Here is a 14,574-nt window from a genome sequence, read left to right on the forward strand (position 1 = left end):
ACCGCGGCGGCGAACGGAGCGATCTTCGCCTCCGCCAGCGAACGGACCGTCTCCCGGAGCATCTCGTGCTCCTCGGACAGGCGATACAGGTCGAAGTCCTTGGACATGATCGGGAGCTCCCCTAGCGATGCGATGTGATGCGGTGTGATGCGGTGCGTTGGCGTGGCGCGGATGGCACGCGACACGTCTTGGCACTGAGTACCCTCAGCAAAACACACTCAGTGCCACGATGCTAGTGGCTAAGGTGCTCCCATGCGCGACAGGGGGGTCGACGGGCAGCTCCAGATCCACGAGATCGAGGACGACGGCCCGGACAGGGCGCGGTGCGTCGTGCGCTGCGTGGGCGGAGTGGTGCGGACGGGGGACCATCTCGACGGCGGCAGGCTCACGGTCGAGCGCATCCACCGCTACCGGAGCGTCACCGTGGACGCCCTCACCCCGCCCCACGCGGCCCTCGTCCTGCTCTCCGGGCCGGGCGTCCCGGATCTGCGCCCGTGGCTGGTGGTCTCCACGACGGGGCCGCGCCCGCGTGCGCCGCGCTGAACCTCGTACGGGACGACCACTACGGGTGCGCGGTGTGCGGGGCGCGGCTGCCCCGGAGAGGGAACGTTCCCGCGGAGTAAGTCCGTCAAGTCAGGGTCGATCCGGGCCCGGGTGCCGTGAGTCGGCGGTACGCCGTACCCACCCCGGGGGTCATACGAGGACCGCGGCGGCGAAATGCGGGTGCGCCACAGGAGTCATAGCGGATGTCCGGGACGGAAAGGTGCCTCTCAGAGTCACGCCCGAGCCCGCACCCCGCCCGGGTGTCCCCCGCCGAACCGATCAGTAGGATGAAGGACTGGACGGAAGCGGACCGGGGCGCGCACAGCGCGGGAACGGCACCGCGCCGACGGGGCGGACCGGCGCAGGGCCGGCAGGGGGCCGGGAGAGGGTGACGGCGTGACGGACCGAAGCGGCGTGGGCGGGGTGGAACCCGCCCCGCGCAGGCGCGGCCAGGGCGAGCTGGAAGCCCAGGTGCTCGCCGTGCTGAAGAACGCCCCCGCCCCCGTCCCCGTGGTCTGGGTCCAGGAACACCTCGACGGCGGACTCGCCTACACCACGGTCATCACCATCCTGACCCGGCTGCACGTCAAGGGCGCCGTCGCCCGCGAGCGCGCCGGCCGGTCCTTCGTCTGGACCGCCGTCGCCGACGAGTCCGGTCTCGCCGCGCTGCGCATGCGCAAGGTCCTCGACGCCGAATCCGACCGCAAGGCCGTCCTCGCCAGCTTCGTCACCGCGCTCTCGCCGAACGACGAGCGACTGCTGCGTGAACTCCTCGGCGACGAGGGCGAAGAGAGAACGGGCGGCCCGCGGGAGGGCGGAGACTAGCGGGCATGGGAGTCTTCGTCTTCCTTCCGCTGCTGCTCCCGCTGAGCGCCTGGCCGGTCGCCCGGCTCGCCGAGCACCGGCTGCATCCGCGTACCGCCACCCGGCTGCTCACCGGCTTCGCCGTCGTCCTCGCCCTGTGCAGCACCCTCTGCCTGATGCTGCTCATGGTCGTCGGCACCGCGCAGCTCCCGGGCAACCCGCTGCCGGACGGCTGGTCCGATCCGGAGGTACGGGCCGCCGTGCCGTACGACGAGATCGCCGGGCGCCTCGCGATCCCCGCCCTCGGGGCCGTGGTCCTCGGCTGCGCGCACGCGCTCGTCCGGCATCTGCGGGTACGGCGCCGGGTCGAGCGGGCCCTGTCCGGGCTGCCGGGCCGGCCGGTCGCGGTGCTGCCCGACCCCGTGCCGTACGCCTACGCGCTGCCGGGCCGGCGCCGCGGCCGTGACCGGGTGGTGGTCAGCGCCGGGCTGCTCGGCGCGCTCGGCTCCGCCGAACGCCGGGCGCTGTTCGCGCACGAGCGGGCCCATCTGAAGGCCCGCCACCACCGGCATCTGCTCGCCGTCGAGCTCGCGGCCCGTGCCAACCCGTTCCTGCGCCCGCTGCGGACCGCCGTCACCTACACCGCCGAACGCTGGGCCGACGAGGCGGCGGCCGACGCGGTCGGCAGCCGCCGTACGGTCGCCCGCGCGATCGGCCGGGCGGCACTGATCTCCGCCCCGGCCCCGGCCGCCACGCTTCCGGCGGCCTCGGGCGGGGGGGCGGGACCGGTGCCGCGCCGGGTCGCCGCCCTGCTCGGGCCCGAGCCCGCCGCGCCCGGCCTCGCCTGGCCGCCGCCCAGCACGGCGACCGGCCTCGCCGTCTGGGGCGCGGCGGCGGGTGCGACGGTCTCGGCACTGTCCTCGGCGAACTCGGCCGTCACGCTCTTCCTGCTCCTGCGCGCCGCCGCCACGCCCCTGGCGTGACGGCGCGGCCCCCGTAGCGGCAGGTGACTACAGGTCGAACTCGTGCGGCGGCAGGTCGAGGGTGAAGCACGCCTCGCGCACCACGGCCTGCTCGGTCTTGTCGAAGTCGCCGTCGGCGCCGCCGATGACGATGCCGATCTGCACGACCGCGCGCGCCTCGGCCGGCTTCTTCTTCGCCTTGGCGATCTCCTGGAGCACGCTCACCTTGCCGAAGTCGAAGTCGGCGGTCAGCTTGTCGAGGTTGGCGTCGAAGCGGCGCTGGAGGTCGATCGCGTCGAAGTTCTGCAGCACCTCGTTGGTGGCGATGAGCTGGGCGACGCGGCGGCGCTCGGACGGGTCGATGGTGCCGTCCGCGGCCGCGACCAGCGCGCACATCGCCATCGAAGCGTCACGGAAGGCCCCGGACTTCAGATCGTTCTTCTTGGCGACCAGCTGCGTCTGCATCGTCGACGCGGATTCCTTGATGCGGTCCCAGAGGGCCATGTCGCTGTACTCCCGATGTCGGTTGCTTCTACGGAGGTGTAGAACGTACCAGCCTGACGGGGAGTTCCCGGGAAACGCCGAACGGCGGTGGGGAGTACCCCACCGCCGTTCGGTGCGTGATTCCGCGCTGTGCCGGAACCGGTTCGGGCTTCCTGTGATCAGGCCGCCGGAGCCGGGAAGGTCGGGTAGGCGACGCCCGAGACCTGCTGGACGACGCGGATGACCTGGCACGAGTAGCCGAACTCGTTGTCGTACCACAGGTACAGGATCGCGTTGTCGCCGTCGACCTTGGTCGCGCCGGCGTCGACGATCGAGGCGTGACGCGAGCCGACGAAGTCCATCGAGACCGCGTCGGGGGCCGTGGTGAAGTCGATCTGGCGCTTCAGCGGCGAGTGCAGCGAGACGTCGCGCAGGTACTCCAGGACCTCCTCGCGGGTGGTCTCGCGGCCCAGACGCAGGCTCAGGATGGCGATCGAGACGTCCGGGACGGGGACGCGGATCGAGCTGCCGGTGATCGGCGCCTTCAGCTCGGGCAGCGCCTTGGCCACGGCGGAGGCGGCACCCGTCTCCGTGATGACCATGTTGAGCGGCGCGGAACGACCGCGACGGTCGGCCTTGTGGTAGTTGTCCAGCAGGTTCTGGTCGTTCGTGAACGAGTGGACGGTCTCCACGTGACCGCGCAGCACACCGTACTCGTCGTCCATGGCCTTGAGCGGCGGGACGATCGCGTTGGTGGTGCAGGAGGCGCAGGACAGGATGCGCTCGTCCGGCTTGATCGTGTCGTGGTTGACACCGTGCACGATGTTCGGGACGTCGCCCTTGCCGGGGGCCGTCAGGACGACCTTGTCGACGCCCGGAAGCAGGTGCTTCGACAGACCCTCGCGGTCGCGCCACTTGCCGGTGTTGTCGATCAGGATCGCGTTCTGGATGCCGTACGCCGTGTAGTCGACCTCGGACGGGTCGTTGGCGTAGATCACCCGGATCGTGTTGCCGTTGGCGACGATCGAGCTGCTCGCCTCGTCGACGGTGATCGTGCCCTGGAACTGACCGTGGATCGAGTCGCGCCGCAGCAGCGAGGCGCGCTTCACCAGATCCTGCTCGCCACCGCCGCGCACGACGATGGCGCGCAGCCGCAGGCCGTTGCCGGAGCCGGCCTTCTCGATGAGCAGGCGGGCGACCAGGCGGCCGATACGGCCGAAGCCGTACAGGACCACATCGCGGCCCTCGCCACGCTCCAGCTTCGCGGCACCGGTGGCACCCGCGACGGCCTCGGCGGTGAAGTCCGCGACCGACAGACCGCGGTCGTCCGCCTTGTAGGTGGCGGCGAGCATGCCGATGTCGATCTGGGAAGGACCGAGGTCCAGAGTGGTCAGCGCCTCCAGGAACGGCATGGTCTCGGTGACCGAGAGCTCCTCGCCGTCGATCTGCCGGGCGAACCGGTGCGTCTTCAGGATGCTGACGACCGACTTGTTGACCAGGGAGCGGCTGTGAAGAAGGACCGTGACGTCCTGCTCTCGGTGCAGCTTCCCGATGATCGGAATCATGGACTCCGCGATTTCCTCGCGGTGCTTCCAGTTTGTGAACGAGTCCTCGTTGACAGTCACAGTGCAACTTTCGAGCTAGGCAGTGCTCATATGCTAACCCGACCCTTCGGATGTGCGGCAGGGGGGCGGACTGTGGTCCTGGACACGGGGTGCGATGTGGCGGATTCCGTCGGTAATGGCTGATTTGGTGCCCCCGTTCGCCTTCCGCCCGCCGCGCCCCGACGCCCGTCCGTGACCCCCGTGACCCCGGTGCCCCGCCCGTCTCAGAGACCCACGTCACGCGCCCGCAGGTCCTCCAGCGTCTCCCGGCGGACGAGCGGCCGGCTCGTGCCCGCCGACACCGCGACCACCGGCGGGCGGCCGACCAGGTTGTACGAGGACGCCATCGACAGGTGGTACGCGCCCGCCACCGGCACGGCCAGCAGATCACCCGGACGGACGTCGGCCGGCAGCGGCACGTTCTCCGCCAGGACGTCCCCCGCCTCGCAGTGCCGCCCCGCGACCGTCGTCGCCACCCGCTCCGCCGCCCCGCGCCGGCCGATCAGCCGGGGCGCGTACCGCACCCCGTACAGCGCCGGGCGCGGGTTGTCGCTCATCCCGCCGTCGACCGCCACGAACACCCGCGCGGCCGTCGCCTTCACCGCGAGCACCCGGTAGACGGCGACCCCGGCCGGACCGACGATCGCCCGCCCCGGCTCGATGATCAGGCGCGGCACCGGCAGCCCCGCGCCCGCGCAGCTCTCGATCAGCTCCGCCCGCACCCGGTGGGCCAGCGCCGCCGGATCGAGGACCGGGTCGCCGGGGCGGTACGCGACCCCGTGGCCGCCGCCCAGATCCAGCTCGGGCAGCACCACTCCGTACAGATCGCGCGTCCGGGCCATCAGACCGACGAGCCGGCGCACCGCCGCCAGATACGGCTTGACGGTGGTGATCTGCGAGCCGAGGTGGCAGTGCAGCCCGGTCAGCCGCAGCCGCGGCTGGCCGAGGACCCGGGCGACGGCGTGCTGGGCGTGCCCGTCGCGCAGCGACAGCCCGAACTTCTGCCCCTCGGACCCGGTGCGGATTTTGGCGTGGCCGCCCGCGCCGATGCCGGGCGTGACCCGCAGCATCACCTTCTGCTCGGCGCCCGGCGGGACGGCGGCGGCGATCCGGGCGATCTCGGCCGGGCTGTCGATGACGATCCGGCCGACGCCGAGGCGCAGCGCCGTCCGCAGGTCCTCGGGCGACTTGGCGTTGCCGTGCAGCAGGATCCGGTCGGGCGGGAAGCCGGTGGTGACGGCGAGTTCCAGCTCCCCGGCGGAGCACACGTCCAGGCCCAGGCCCTCCTCCTCGACCCAGTGCGCGAGCGCCCGGCACAGGAACGCCTTGGCGGCGTAGTGCACGTCGGCCTCGGGGAAGGCGTCGCGGTAGCGGCGGCAGCGTCCGCGCACCTCGTCCTCGTCGAGGACGTAGACCGGGGTGCCGTGACGTTCGGCGATCTCGTCGAGCGCGACGCCGGCGACGGTGAGCCGGCCGTCCGGGCGGTCGACGGCCGAGGCGGGCCAGACGGACAGGCCCTCGTCCTGGTCCTGGGGACGTTCGGGCGCGGTGGGAGAGAGAGGAAGGGGCGGGAGAGGGGTGACGGTCATGACGGCGGCGCTCCCCTTCACCGGGCCGGTACGGCGGCGGGCCGTACGGGACGGACAGGGCGGGCGGGCCGGTCGGGTTGCGCGGGCCGAGTGGGCCGGTCGGGTCGGTCGGGGCGGGGCGCCTGGGCGGGAGGCGCGGCCGGCGCGGGGACCGGTGCGGGCGCCGGGGCGGTGAGGACGGGGTCGACGATCAGCGCGTCGACGCCCAGCGGCGCGACGAGGGCCCGCAGGGCCGGGACGGCCAGCGGCGCCCAGGCGTGCCCGGCGCCGAGGACGGCCCGCAGCCGCCCGGGGGTGGTGAACGCGACCGCCGTCCGCCGTCCGACCGGCGTACGGAACAGTCGTACCGCGCACCCGTGAGCGGCCGGCCGGACGGGTACGTACAGCCGTCCGGCCGGCACCCGTTCGCAGGGCTCGGGGTCGTCTCCGCACGCGTACAGGGTGGTGACCATGGTGTTCCTCCCGGGAACGGACGCCCCGCGCCGGGCGCGCCGGGGCCGTCCTCCGTCACCCTGCCCGCCCCGGACACCTCCCGGACCTGCCCTGACGCGCTTCTGACGGGCCTTTGACGCGATTCGCCCGGACGGGCGGCGGGTCGGGCATCCCGGGCCGGTCACAGCGGAGGCCGCCCGCCCGTTTTCGAGAGGTTTTCCCGATCCCCTCGATCCGCCCCGGCGGACCTGGCACGCTTGCCGTCGTGACGTACGTGGTGACCGTGGAAACGTGCATACCGGACGGCGCCGCCGAGCTCGACGCGCTCGGCCGGTTCGGCGCCGTCGTCCTCCTCGAGCGGGGCTTCGACTCGGTCGCCGGGGTCGAGGGCCCCGACGGCGTCGCGGTCGACGTCTTCGACGTGACCGTCGCCGCCCACCCCGGCGGCGCCGTGCTGACCGTGAACGTCGGGGCACCCACCCTGGAGACCGCCGAGGACGCGGCGGGAGCCGTGACCCAGGAGGTGCTGGACCGCGTCGAACCCCTGGCCGGCTGGCTGGTGCTGAGCAGCGAGGTCCGGCTGCACACCGGCCTCGCGCAGCAGAGCCTGGCCGCCGCCGACGGGCCCGGCGCCCCGCCCAGCGACCCGGCGCTGCGCCGGGCCCGGCACGCCGGCCGGCCCGCGATCGGGCCGCAGACCCCGCGGCCCTGGCGCACCCCGCGCACGGAGGACGGCGAGGGGTTCGACGTGCTCGACGTCCTCGCCTCCCTCGACGGGCGCGGCGGTACGGGCGGTACGGGTGGTGCGGGCGGCTTCCGGGGCGTGGACGACGACCGCGACCCGTGGGACCTCGCCGGCCTCGGCGAGGGCGACGGCGCGGACGGCACCGGATACGACGAGGACGCCGACCTCTGGGCGGACGTCCTGGAGGAGGCCCCCGACCCCGAGGCCGAACTCCGTTCCATGGCCTTCCGGTTGCACGCCTTCGACCCGGCCGTCTTCGGTGCGCCCGAGGACACCGCCGCGCTGGCCGCCGGCGCCCTCGTGCACGCCGCCGAGGTCCTCATCGACGAGCTGTACGACGACGTGCAGGCGCTGGCGGAGGAGGACACCGACGTCGCCTCCTGCGAGAGCCACCTCTGGCACCTGGACCGGCTGCCCGTCCGCCCCCGGGCCCGCTACGACGAACTCTTCGCGCGCCGCTTCCTGGTGACCGCCGTCGCGCTCACCACCCGCTTCACCGACGGGAGTTTCCGCCGCCTCGGCTGCCCCGCCGAGGAACTCGTCCTGCACTTCCTGCTCGAACAGGCCCGTGTGGCCCTCGACTTGTACGGACTCCTCGACGACGCCGTCGCGACGGCCCTCGACCGCTTCGGCGCCCACGTCCGGCAGGCCGGCGGCCCCGGCCCGCACCCCCGCCGCCGGGCCGGAGCCGAGAGCGGGGCGGACGGCTGGTTCGCCCCGTTCGGCGAGGAACGGTACGTCCACCCGTACGCCCTCGACGCGTACGAGACGGACGCGGAGCCGGAATCGGGACGGGGACGGGGACCGGAGCCGGGATTGGAGCCGGAATCGGGAACGGAGCCGGGACCGGAACCGGAGCTGGATTCCGACGACTTCGGGAATCCCGGGGACCTGTGAGTCTCCCCGCGCCGGGGCCGGTCTGTCACACGGCGGCCCCGGCCGGCGTCCTGTGCCCGTGACACGGATCAGCGCGCGCACGAGCGCGAACCGAGAGGAGCGGCCGGTGACGGACCACGAGGAACACGGCGTAGGGCCGGGGGAGCGGCGGCGAGAGGAACCGGGCGGCGGGACCGATCCGGCCACCGACGCCTTCGTCACCCACCGGAACCTCCTCTTCACCATCGCCTACGAGCTGCTCGGCTCGGCCGCCGACGCCGAGGACATCCTCCAGGAGACCTGGCTGAAGTGGACGGGCGTCGACGTGTCCGCCGTACGGGAGCGGCGCGCGTACCTGGTACGGATCGCCACCCGCCTCGCGCTCACCCGGCTGCGCACCCTCGCCCGGCGCAAGGAGTCGTACGTCGGCCCCTGGCTGCCCGAGCCGCTGCTCACCGCACCCGACGTCGCCGAGGACGTCGAACTGGCCGACAGCGTCTCGATGGCGATGATGCTGGTCCTGGAGACGCTGCTGCCGACCGAGCGGGCGGTGTTCGTGCTGCGCGAGGTCTTCGGCCTGGAGTACGACGAGATCGCGGCCGCCGTCGACAAGTCCCCGGCCGCCGTCCGGCAGATCGCCCACCGGGCGCGGTCCCACGTCGCCGCGCGCCGCCCGCGCGGGGAGGTGTCGGCGGCCGAGACCCGCGGGGTGATCGACGCGTTCCGTACGGCGGTCGAGACCGGCGACCTGCAAGGGCTGTGCGATCTGATCGCCCCCGACGTGGTGCTGCTGACCGACGGCGGCGGGGTCGTCAGGGCCGCGCTCGAACCCGTCGTCGGCGCCGACCGGGTGATCGCCGTCCTCGGCCGGCTCGCCACGCTCGCCACCTTGCGGCCGGCCCAGATCAACGGCCGCCCGGCGCTGATCATGCGGGCCGACGGCGAGACCGACACCGTCCTCGCGCTGCGCGTCGAGGCGGGCCTGGTCACCGGTCTCTACGCGGTACGCAACCCCGAGAAGCTGTCCCGGATCGCCCGCGAGGCCCCGCTCTCCCGCTGAACGGGGCCTTCTTGCGGGCGAGTTCGCGCCGGAGAGGATTACCGGCATGGACGGGAACACGCGTCCGGCGGCGGCCCCGCGGCCCGTCGTCCGGGACCACGACGACGAGCGGCTGGCGGACGTCCATGAACGCGGCAACGCCCGGGTGGTCCACCATCTGCCCGACCGGGCCCGCACGGCCCGTCACCCGCGGTCTGCGCGACTTCCACGAACGGATGACGACCCGGCCGCAGTCGAAGTTCGCCCGGCTGACGGAGGCGGAGTCCGCCGCCGGACTGCGCCGCCTCGCCGCGGACACCCGGGCCGAACCGGCGGACCGGCCGTCGCCCGTCGTCGAGCGGTACGGCGTCCTGGTGCTGACCCGGCCCTGAGCTTCGGCCTTGAGTTCCGGGCCGGTCCGGGCCTCTTCCCGGCGGCGGTAGGCTCGGCCGGGCCGTCGCCCCACCGGGGAGCGGCGGGCACGGGACGCGGGGCAGCGGAGGAGAGACAGTGTTCGTCAAGGTGTGCGGGCTCGCCACGACCGCCGACATCGACGTGGCCGCCGCGGCCGGAGCCGACGCGATCGGGCTGGTGATCAGCGGGACCAGCGTGCGCGGACTCGCCCGGGACCAGGTGGCGCGGCTCGCCGCGCACGTCCCCTCCGAGGTGCTTTCGGTCCTCGTCGTCAACGACACGCCCGCCGCCGAGGCCGCCGGAATCGCCCGCGAACTGGGCTTCGGCGCCCTCCAGTTGCACGGAACAGCCTACGGCGAGCGGGACTTCGCGGAGGCCTTCGACGTCTTCCCCCGCCTGTGGCGCGCGACCTCCCTGAAGGACCGGCCGGACACCCGGATCGGCGCCTACCGCGAGGACGTCCTGCTGCTCGACTCGCCCGACGCCGGGTCCGGCACCCGCTGGGACCTGTCCCTCCTCGACACCGCGCGCCCCGAGGGAACCTGGCTGCTCGCGGGCGGCCTCACCCCGGACAACGTCGCCGAGGCCATCGGACAGGCCCTCCCCTGGGGCGTCGACGTCTCCAGCGGCGTCGAGTCCGCCCCCGGAGTGAAGGACCACGACCTGATCCGCGCCTTCGTCGTCGCGGCGAAGACCGCCGGAGCGCGGGACGCCCGCTGAACACGGGAAGTCGAGGGATGCGAGGGGACTCGGGAGGGCGGCGGCCTCGTCCGACCCGGTGATGTCAGACCCTCCGGATAGCGTGCCCCGGCCAGAACGGTACGCACTCCTGGAGAACGCGACATGGACATCCTGCTCATCGCCGGCCTGTGGCTCGACGGATCCGCCTGGGACGAGGTCGTGCCCGAGCTGACCGCGCTCGGCCACCGCCCCGTGGCGCTCGACCTCCCCGGCCAGGGCGACGGCGACACCTCCGCGACCCTCGCCGACCAGGTGGCGACCGTCCTCGCCGCCGTCGACGCGGCCCCCGGAAAGGTCCTGGTCGTGGGGCACTCCGCCGCGTCGAACCTGGCGTGGCTGGCGGCCGACGCGCGCCCGGAGAAGGTGGCCAAGGTCGCTCTCGTCGGCGGCTACCCGGCCGCCGACGGCAGCGCCTACGCCGACTTCTTCGCGATCGAGGACGGCGTCATGCCCTTCCCGGGCTGGGCCGCCTTCGAGGGTCCCGACTCCGCCGACCTCGACCAGCCGACCCGCGACCGGCTCGCCGCGGGCGCCCACCCGGTGCCCGAGGGCGTCGCCCGGGGCGTGCTGCGGCTGACCGACGAGCGCCGCTTCGACATGCCGCTGCTGCTCGTCTGCCCCGAGTACACCCCGGCCCAGGTCAAGGAGTGGATCGCCCAGGGCCTCAGCCCGGAGCTCACGCAGGCCACCCGCATCGAGTACGCCGACATCGACTCCGGCCACTGGCCCATGACCACCCGTCCCCGCGAACTCGCCCGCATCCTCGCCGAGGCGGCGGACAGCGCCCGCTCCTGAGACCACGCACCCCGGTCAAGCCTCGTCGCCGGGGTCCGGGCCGGGGTCCCGGCCCGGGGCGTCGCCGGGGTCGCCGTCAGGGTCGTCGCCCGGGTCCCGGTCGGCGACCCAGCGCCAGAAGTCGACCATCATCCGTTCGTAGCGGATGCCGAACTCCAGGGCCTCGCGCTGTCCGCGGGTGATCAACTCGCCCACCGTCGCGGCCAGTTCCTCGTACTCCTCCAGGGTGCGGGTGTGCGCCCCGATCTGGACCGGGGCGTGGGGCCCGGGGCGGGCCCCGAACCAGAGCTTCAGGATGCCGCGTTCGCGCGCCTCGACCGGTACGAACGCGGTGTCTTCCAGCCATCCGCGCAGCGCCCGCGTCCCCTCCTCGGTGACCCGCAGCAGCCGGCGCCCGCGCCCGCCCTCGCGCCGTACCTCGGTGAGCAGCCCCGCCGCCAGAAGCCGGTCGCACTGCGCGTACACCTGCGCGTGCGGGACCGACCAGAACGGCGCGACCGTGCGCGCGGCCTCCACCTTCACGTCGTACGGGCTGGCCTCGCCGAGCGTGTCGACGATGCCGAGCACCAGGAACGAGGGCGTGGTCAACCGGACGTCAGGCATGCCGCGACCGTACACGCCGCGACGGGGCGCGCCCCGCCCGCCGAGGCGCCGGGCCCCGCGTCCGACTGTACGGGGACCTACGGGGACCTCAGCCGGACAGCGGCGCGGAAGGGGAGGCGGGCGCGGACGCGGTCGCGCGGTGGCGGGTCAGCAGCAGATGGCCCGAGACCCCCGTCACCAGGAGGCCGGCGACCAGGCCGGCCAGGCACCACGCGGCACCCGAGGACCAGTCGACGTCCGGCGCGCGGACGGCGAGCACGACGCCGGCGGCCAGCGAGACCCCGGGGAGGGCGAGCAGGGCAGGCCGGAGCCGGGCCAGATCGTCCTCCGCGAGCGAACCGAGCACCCCGGCGCCCAGTGCGAGCGCCCACACCCCGAGACCGTGGGCGTCGGCGCGGTTCACCTGCCAGGGGACGAGCGCGCCCCAGAACCCGGGTGCCACGAGCAGTCCCGCGCCCGCCCCGGACCAGCCCGCGCCGAGGAGCGCGAGCAGCGGCTTCGACCACGCGGGCAGCGGTGTGGTACGGGGCGTGGGCGGCCCGGCCGGGACGCGGTACTGGAGGGCCAGGGCCACCAGCGCGCCGGCGGCGAGCAGCGCGAGCGTCGCGACCCAGCCCAGGCTGAACATGACGAGGAGGATGGGCCCGCCGGTCACCACCCGCAGGTCGCCGCCGTTCACCAGGGACACGGTGAACAGGCCGGTCAGCACCACGGTGAGCGGCCATGCCAGGGTGCGGACCTCCTCCCAGGTCCCGGCCCGGCCGATCGTCAGCAGGGCGGGCGACGTGCCGAGCATGGCGGCCCCGAGCAGCCCGGGGCTCAGCGCCTCGGGGGAGACCCAGGGGCCGGCCGCGCGGCCGGTGAGGGCGGCGACGACGAGCAGCGCGCCGACGGCGACGCTGATCAGCGCCACGACGGTGCTCAATACGACGACTCCGGCGCCGAGTTCGCGTCCGGCCCGCATCGGCTCCCGGTCCTGGGCCCCGCTCACGACGCGCTCCCGTCGCCGGCCGCGACCGTCGCCGTACGGGCCGCCGGCCGGCCCGCTCGCCGTTTCCGGGCCTCGCGCCCGTACAGCACGCGCACGCTGACCAGGGTGTGGGCGGCGAAGGCGAGGAATCCGCAGGCGAGGCCCGCTCCCGCCGTCAGACCCGTCAACTCGTCCAGTCCCATGGCCCGTTGGCACACGACCGCCGTACCCGCCGAGAACGCGGGCGCCAGTGACATCACCACCAGGTGGGTGTGCCACTCCTCGCGGGCCCACACCGCGCCGCGTCGGGCCGCCCGCCGGGCGCGGACGTGCAGGACGGCGAGGAGCAGGACGTACGGGACGGCGTACGCGAGCAGCAGCCGGCGCCCCTCCGTACCGTGCCCCAGGAAGCCGTACCCGAGCCACACGAGGCCCGCCGCGGCCACCGCGTACGTGCCGACGAGCACCGGGGCGGGCCACCAACGGCCGGTCACGTACCGGTGGTTGTCGCGCCGGTCGAGCGCACGGGAGGCGAGCAGGGCACCGAGGACGACGAGCGTGCCGAGGTGCATGAGCGCGACGCGGTTGATGTCCTGGAGCGTGAGCCCCGGGTAGAACGCGGGCAGCACGCCCCACTCGATGCGCAGCAGGGGCGCGGTCATGAGGTAGGCATAGCAGAGCAGCATCCATCGCTGGTGCAGATCCGGCAGCCGGTTCACGGCGGTGAGCACGCCGAAGGTGACGCTGAGGACCGTGCCGGTCAGGAGCGTCGCGAGCACGATCCAGAACGCCGCCCCGCTGAACGCCTCCTCGGGCCGGGTGCGGGCCAGGTACAGCGCGGCGCCCGCCATCGACACGTACACGACGGCGGCGTAGAGGATGCCGAGGGCCCGGTGCAGCCGGATCCGCCGCCGGACCGCCGTGAGCAGCTGGGCCGGGCCGAGCAGCATGAGCAGCCCGCCCATCACCGAGTGGACGATCAGCGGGGCCAGGCTGCGGGCGTACGGGACCGCGCGGTCCCGGAACACGGCGGCGACGTACTCGGGCGAGACCGAGTGGCCGAGCAGCCACTCCCCGAGGGAGGGGGCGCCGGGGCGCGCGAACGGCCAGAGGCCGGTGATCGCGATCGGCGCGTAGGCGAGGCAGACCACGGTGACGGCGAGGGCGGCGATCCGTCCCCAGCGCACGCCCGGGCGGGCCCCGGCGGGGGTGATCGGATCGGTCTGATCGGCCGTGCCGTGCTCGGTGCGGGGGTGCGTGGCTCGTGACATGGCGGCTCCCTGGCCTTCGCGCGGCTCGATCACGGCTCCATAGTCCAGAAAGGACTATGGGCGAAGGTAGGGGTAAGCCCTGTCAGGGTCAATGGCCGGAACGCGTGGGTGGGGCAGGAGGAAGGTGACTGATACCCCTAGGGGTATTTGACTTCGGGTGGTGCGGCCGTCTACGGTCGAGGGCGTTGATACCCAGGGGGGTATCGGAGGTCGACGGTCGGCGCGGGTATACGTTCCGGGACCGCCGGTCACGAGTCCGCTCCAGCGGGCGTGCCGCACTACGCGAACGGGAGATCCGCCGTGTTCTTCGCCCAGTACTACCTCGACTGCCTCTCCCAGGCGTCGTACATGATCGCCGACGAGACCACCGGCCAGGCCGTGGTCGTCGACCCCCGTCGTGATGTCTCCGAGTACCTCGCGGACGCCCGCGCCCGCGGCTTCACGGTCGTCGGCGTGATCAACACCCACTTCCACGCGGACTTCGTCGCCGGTCACCTGGAGATGGCCGACGAGACGGGCGCGTGGATCGGCTACGGGCAGCGCGCCGAGACCGAGTACGCGATACGCAAGCTCGCGGACGGCGAGCGCATCGCGCTCGGCGACGTCGTGCTGGAGATCATGGAGACGCCGGGCCACACCCCGGAGTCCATCAGCGTGCTCGTGTACGAGCGGGGCGAGGACACCGTCCCGTACGGCGTGATGA

General features: G+C 73.7%; 16 protein-coding genes. 9 read left to right on the plus strand and 7 right to left on the minus strand.

What is annotated here, in order from left to right:
- The first annotated feature begins 252 nt into the window (after window positions 1-252).
- The 3 genes from ABZ693_RS34965 (at window position 253) to ABZ693_RS34975 (ending at window position 2,330) form a co-directional block, all read left to right on the plus strand.
- Window positions 253-543, plus strand: a complete 291-nt coding sequence (locus ABZ693_RS34965) for a hypothetical protein (protein ID WP_359885523.1) — start codon at window positions 253-255, stop codon at window positions 541-543.
- Between the two features lie 396 nt (window positions 544-939).
- Window positions 940-1,368, plus strand: a complete 429-nt coding sequence (locus tag ABZ693_RS34970; RefSeq protein ID WP_359885524.1) for a BlaI/MecI/CopY family transcriptional regulator — start codon at window positions 940-942, stop codon at window positions 1,366-1,368.
- A gap of 5 nt (window positions 1,369-1,373) precedes the next feature.
- Window positions 1,374-2,330, plus strand: coding sequence for a M56 family metallopeptidase (locus ABZ693_RS34975; RefSeq protein ID WP_359885525.1), 957 nt, complete (start codon window positions 1,374-1,376; stop codon window positions 2,328-2,330).
- A 27-nt stretch (window positions 2,331-2,357) separates the two neighbouring features.
- Here ABZ693_RS34975 and ABZ693_RS34980 read toward each other — a convergent pair whose 3' ends face one another.
- The 4 genes from ABZ693_RS34980 to ABZ693_RS34995 all read right to left on the minus strand — a co-directional run bounded on the left by ABZ693_RS34980 (window position 2,358) and on the right by ABZ693_RS34995 (window position 6,437).
- On the minus strand, window positions 2,358-2,813 hold the full coding sequence (locus ABZ693_RS34980; protein WP_359885526.1) for a tellurite resistance TerB family protein: 456 nt from the start codon (window positions 2,811-2,813) through the stop codon (window positions 2,358-2,360).
- Window positions 2,814-2,971: 158 nt separating this feature from the next.
- Window positions 2,972-4,417, minus strand: a complete 1,446-nt coding sequence (locus ABZ693_RS34985) for a glyceraldehyde-3-phosphate dehydrogenase (protein ID WP_359885527.1) — start codon at window positions 4,415-4,417, stop codon at window positions 2,972-2,974.
- Between the two features lie 203 nt (window positions 4,418-4,620).
- A complete protein-coding gene (gene lysA / locus ABZ693_RS34990) occupies window positions 4,621-5,985 on the minus strand; it encodes a diaminopimelate decarboxylase (protein WP_359885528.1) in 1,365 nt (454 codons plus the stop codon).
- A gap of 17 nt (window positions 5,986-6,002) precedes the next feature.
- Window positions 6,003-6,437 (minus strand): SAV_915 family protein, encoded by a 435-nt coding sequence (locus ABZ693_RS34995; RefSeq protein WP_359885529.1) that lies wholly within the window; start codon window positions 6,435-6,437, stop codon window positions 6,003-6,005.
- A 245-nt stretch (window positions 6,438-6,682) separates the two neighbouring features.
- Between ABZ693_RS34995 and ABZ693_RS35000 the strand changes: the two genes are divergently transcribed.
- The 5 genes from ABZ693_RS35000 to ABZ693_RS35020 all read left to right on the plus strand — a co-directional run bounded on the left by ABZ693_RS35000 (window position 6,683) and on the right by ABZ693_RS35020 (window position 11,027).
- Window positions 6,683-8,059 (plus strand): hypothetical protein, encoded by a 1,377-nt coding sequence (locus ABZ693_RS35000; RefSeq protein WP_359885530.1) that lies wholly within the window; start codon window positions 6,683-6,685, stop codon window positions 8,057-8,059.
- A gap of 106 nt (window positions 8,060-8,165) precedes the next feature.
- On the plus strand, window positions 8,166-9,098 hold the full coding sequence (locus tag ABZ693_RS35005) for an RNA polymerase sigma-70 factor (protein WP_359885531.1): 933 nt from the start codon (window positions 8,166-8,168) through the stop codon (window positions 9,096-9,098).
- 125 nt (window positions 9,099-9,223) lie between these two features.
- A complete protein-coding gene (locus tag ABZ693_RS35010; RefSeq protein WP_359885532.1) occupies window positions 9,224-9,469 on the plus strand; it encodes a hypothetical protein in 246 nt (81 codons plus the stop codon).
- 118 nt (window positions 9,470-9,587) lie between these two features.
- A complete protein-coding gene (locus tag ABZ693_RS35015) occupies window positions 9,588-10,211 on the plus strand; it encodes a phosphoribosylanthranilate isomerase (protein WP_359885533.1) in 624 nt (207 codons plus the stop codon).
- Window positions 10,212-10,334: 123 nt separating this feature from the next.
- Window positions 10,335-11,027 (plus strand): alpha/beta fold hydrolase, encoded by a 693-nt coding sequence (locus tag ABZ693_RS35020; RefSeq protein WP_359885534.1) that lies wholly within the window; start codon window positions 10,335-10,337, stop codon window positions 11,025-11,027.
- 15 nt (window positions 11,028-11,042) lie between these two features.
- Here the strand turns inward: ABZ693_RS35020 and ABZ693_RS35025 are convergent, their stop codons facing one another.
- From ABZ693_RS35025 to ABZ693_RS35035, 3 genes are all read right to left on the minus strand, one after another.
- Window positions 11,043-11,630 (minus strand): PadR family transcriptional regulator, encoded by a 588-nt coding sequence (locus ABZ693_RS35025; RefSeq protein WP_359885535.1) that lies wholly within the window; start codon window positions 11,628-11,630, stop codon window positions 11,043-11,045.
- Window positions 11,631-11,718: 88 nt separating this feature from the next.
- Window positions 11,719-12,621, minus strand: a complete 903-nt coding sequence (locus ABZ693_RS35030; protein WP_359885536.1) for a hypothetical protein — start codon at window positions 12,619-12,621, stop codon at window positions 11,719-11,721.
- On the minus strand, window positions 12,618-13,871 hold the full coding sequence (locus ABZ693_RS35035) for a DUF2306 domain-containing protein (protein ID WP_359885537.1): 1,254 nt from the start codon (window positions 13,869-13,871) through the stop codon (window positions 12,618-12,620). Before ABZ693_RS35035 ends, ABZ693_RS35030 begins: the two co-directional genes overlap by 4 nt.
- A 300-nt stretch (window positions 13,872-14,171) precedes the next feature.
- On the opposite strand from ABZ693_RS35035, the gene ABZ693_RS35040 reads away from it, so the two are divergent.
- The coding region (locus ABZ693_RS35040; RefSeq protein WP_359885538.1) for an MBL fold metallo-hydrolase at window positions 14,172-14,574 on the plus strand (403 nt) is incomplete at its 3' end.

This window comes from Streptomyces laurentii (genome assembly GCF_040635425.1).
Taxonomy (GTDB): domain Bacteria; phylum Actinomycetota; class Actinomycetes; order Streptomycetales; family Streptomycetaceae; genus Streptomyces; species Streptomyces laurentii.